At 44.8% G+C, this 2,549-nt stretch carries 3 protein-coding genes; 1 reads left to right on the forward strand and 2 read right to left on the reverse strand.

Annotated features, from left to right (window positions below; genetic code table 11):
• Nucleotides 1–189 (reverse strand): hypothetical protein (locus tag ACR2F7_RS02045; RefSeq protein WP_432711946.1); only part of this gene is annotated, 189 nt, incomplete at its 3' end.
• A 254-nt stretch (nt 190–443) separates the two neighbouring features.
• On the opposite strand from ACR2F7_RS02045, the gene ACR2F7_RS02050 reads away from it, so the two are divergent.
• Nucleotides 444–2,216: a thiamine pyrophosphate-requiring protein gene (locus ACR2F7_RS02050; RefSeq protein ID WP_432711947.1), complete on the forward strand. Its 1,773-nt coding sequence runs from the start codon at nt 444–446 to the stop codon at nt 2,214–2,216.
• 182 nt (nt 2,217–2,398) lie between these two features.
• On the opposite strand, the gene ACR2F7_RS02055 is transcribed toward ACR2F7_RS02050, so the two are convergent.
• Nucleotides 2,399–2,539 (reverse strand): winged helix-turn-helix transcriptional regulator, encoded by a 141-nt coding sequence (locus tag ACR2F7_RS02055; RefSeq protein ID WP_432711948.1) that lies wholly within the window; start codon nt 2,537–2,539, stop codon nt 2,399–2,401.
• Nucleotides 2,540–2,549 lie beyond the last annotated feature (10 nt).

Below are 2,549 nucleotides of genomic sequence, written 5' to 3' on the forward strand. Positions count from 1 at the left end.
CGTATCAGGCCCCCCTTTGATAGAGCCACTTCCCGGATGAGAATCGACTGGGTTATCTTTCCCCGAGGTACAGGATAAGGCCAGTGTCATCATGGCAAACATCAATAACTTCACCAAAAATTGTGGCAAGTAATGGAGCAACGCGATAGTTTTACTGGTTTTACTTTGCATAGCTGTATTTTTATTCATTTATTAACTTCTATGACTGCTTAATGTTTGACTGATTTATACCTGAATTGATGAATTTATTACTTATCAAAACGGTATAAATCGTAATTTACAGGCAACATTTTCCAATACCTAAAGTGTATCAATCAGCAGCGCTTAAATTCTAATTTTTTATTTCTAAAACCGGAGGTTACCGTAGAATGTTTAACCTTTGTAATTGCTATTTCCTTATATTACAAGCCACTATCATCATTTAACAATCAAATTATTCTAATATGAATGTCGGCGATTTTATTGTAAAGCGTTTAACTGAATGGCAGGTAAGCCGTGTGTTTGGCTACCCAGGTGATGGTATTAACGGTTTACTTGGTGCCATGAACCGGGGCAAAGAAAAAATAAGGTTTATCCAGACCAGGCATGAGGAAATGGCGGCTTTTATGGTCTGTGCACATGCCAAGTTTACGGGCCAGGTAGGTGTCTGTATGGCCACCTCAGGTCCGGGGGCTATTCACCTGCTCAACGGTCTGTATGATGCCAAGCTTGACCATCAGCCGGTGGTAGCTATTGTTGGCCAGCAGAAACGCATATCAATGGGCAGCAATTACCAGCAGGAGGTTGACTTATTATCGCTTTATAAAGACGTTGCTGCTGAATATATCCAGATGATCACAGATCCTGCACAGGCGAGGCAGGTCATAGACAGGGCTTTCCGCATTGCACATGCCGAACGTACAGTAACAGCAGTCATCATTCCCAATGATGTGCAGGAAGAAAAAGCTGTTGAAGAGCCACCTCAAGAGCATGGCAGTGTTTTTACAGGTGTAGGCTATGCCAACGCACGCGTGATACCTGAAGAAAATGATTTGCAGCAGGCAGCAGTGCTGCTCAATGAAGGCAAAAAAATTGCTATATTGGTTGGTGCGGGAGCTTTCAGCGCCGTCGATGAAATAAAACAGGTTGCCGAAATATTAGGAGCAGGGGTAGCCAAAGCCTTATTGGGCAAGGCAGTATTGCCAGATGATTTGCCCTATGTAACAGGCACCATTGGTCTCTTGGGTACCAAACCCAGTTGGGAGTTGATGGAGGGTTGCGACACCCTTTTGATGATCGGAAGCAGTTTTCCTTACGCCGAGTATTTACCTGAGCCGGGGAAGGCTAGGGGCGTGCAGATTGATATTGATGGCCGCATGCTAAGTTTACGGTACCCTATGGAAGTCAATTTGCTGGGCGATAGTAAAAGTACTCTGCAGGCGCTCCTTCCTTTACTTAAGTATAAAGAGGACCGATCATGGAGGGAAAAAATTGAAAAAGACATGGAGGCCTGGTGGCAGACCGTAGCAGATAGGGCCAAGCAGGATGCCGATCCTATAAATCCCCAAAGGGTATTGCAAGAGCTGTCGCCTAAATTGCCAGATCGTTGTATAATTACTGCTGATTCAGGTACCTCTGCATTTTGGTATGCACGCAACCTCAAAATACGGGAGGGAATGATGGCCTCCTTATCAGGCACGCTGGCAACAATGTGTCCCGCTGTTCCTTATGCACTCGCTGCAAAGTTCGCTTACCCAGATCGGATTCCTATTGCCATTGTCGGCGATGGCGCTATGCAAATGCTCGGTATGAATGAACTGATCACTATCTCAAAGTATTGGCAGGAATGGGCAGATCCAAGACTGTTAATTATTGTGCTTAATAACCGCGACCTGAACATGGTAACTTGGGAACAGCGCATGCAGGCCGGCGAACCTAAGTTTGAAGCATCTCAGGATATCCCCGATGTACCTTATGCTGCATTTGCTGAACTTTTAGGCTTAGGGGGCATCCGCGTGGAAAAACCAGAAGACATATCCACAGCCCTTGATGAAGCACTTACCGCAGATCGCCCAATGGTACTGGATGTATTAGTTGACCCTAACGTACCTATTGTGCCTCCACATATCACCATGGAGCAAATGTCGAATTACAGTAAAGCCTTGCTTAAAGGCGATCCTGATAGTATAGGTTTGATAAGGCAAACCACCAGAGAGATCATGCAAGGTGGTGTTTAGTTTAATTAAAATTTATCTTTATGGTATGATAGACAAAAGATAACGAACAGCTCTTTAAAAGAAAGTGACACCTTGCTATGACAGCGCATCCAATCCACCATGTGTCCACACTCAGTCCACACTTTGTTCGGCAATACGTGGACTGACCGTGGACTCATGGTGGACTCACCGTGGACTCATCCTTACTTGGATCCTACGAGTGTGCTAATAACGGTTTCCCGATGTGCCAGTCCCCAATAATGAAGTTCATCCAGTACTTTTTCCAGCGACATTCCATGAGCAGTAATTTCATATTCTACGGCGACAGGAAAAGAAGGATAAATGGTTCTTTTA

Source organism: Pedobacter sp., from assembly GCF_045628745.1.
Classification (GTDB): Bacteria; Bacteroidota; Bacteroidia; order Sphingobacteriales; family Sphingobacteriaceae; genus Pedobacter.